Annotated in this window: 1 protein-coding gene and 1 pseudogene; both read right to left on the bottom strand. The window is 41.4% G+C overall.

All coding sequences use genetic code 11. The features are described 5' to 3' along the window. A pseudogene (locus tag M3200_RS05940) lies at window positions 1–190 on the bottom strand (methionine sulfoxide reductase); the annotation flags it as partial. A 131-nt stretch (window positions 191–321) separates the two neighbouring features. Continuing rightward, on the bottom strand, window positions 322–738 hold the full coding sequence (locus M3200_RS05935; RefSeq protein WP_288178181.1) for an HNH endonuclease: 417 nt from the start codon (window positions 736–738) through the stop codon (window positions 322–324). Window positions 739–886: the final 148 nt, after the last annotated feature.

Raw genomic sequence — 886 nt, 5'->3', positions numbered from 1 at the left:
CTTTCTCTGAGTCGCCAAACAAGAAATAGACGCCGCTCTGCTTGAGATTCTTGCGGTCTTTGCACTGCTCAAGCATGATTCTTGGAATCTTATATGCGATGCCAGTCCAGTTTGCCAGCGTACATTTAGTACGTCCCGTCGCTTCGCCGTCCATTAGAAATAATTGTATTGTTTTTCCATGAGCTGCCATTCTGATCACTCCCGATGCCATTCCACCAATAAAAGCACTCGATATCTCCGAAAGACTTATTCGTTCTCATTATAGCAGGAAATAAGAGATCACTATTACATTTCTATTTTGGACCACTTTAAAACTCTTATTCATCTGCTCTCTGCCAGATCGAAGAAATCTTTCCTGCTGATATCCAGGCCGCTCTTTGCCAAGCGTTCACTTCTCTCTCCATAAATCTGATCTAATATCTTTTCTCTGTCACTGATTCTTCCATAATGAAGGAGCCTGTGGCAGATTGGACAAAGGCAGATGACGTTGGCATAAATATCAAGGCTGTACTTGAATTGCTTTTGATGGCTCAGCGGAATTACATGATAGCCTTCCATGTACGCGTGATTTGTATTGTTTACGATGAATGTCTCATGATGATGATCGACTTCGCAAAGGTAGTGTTCTGCTTTAAGGACCTGATGCTTAATAATAGGGGATCTTCTGTACCTTTCGCTGGTTATCTCATAGTGATATTTTTCTCTTGGTATGGGCTCGTCAAGTTTTGAAAGCTCCACTTTTGTATCTTCATCTTTATGTGAATCAGACCATTGACCACGGGCAAAATCTATATAACTCTGGAGCCCGCTGATACATCCTATGACCTTTTTCATTAAGCGCTACAAAGTCAGGGGGAGTGTAAAATAGTTTGTGTAAATCGGTATT

The sequence above is a fragment of the Dialister sp. CAG:357 genome, assembly GCF_000435155.1.
Taxonomy (GTDB): Bacteria; Bacillota; Negativicutes; order Veillonellales; family Dialisteraceae; genus Dialister; species Dialister hominis.
Note: the sequence above shows the minus strand (reverse complement) of the source record. Positions and strands in the feature narration are given on the sequence as shown.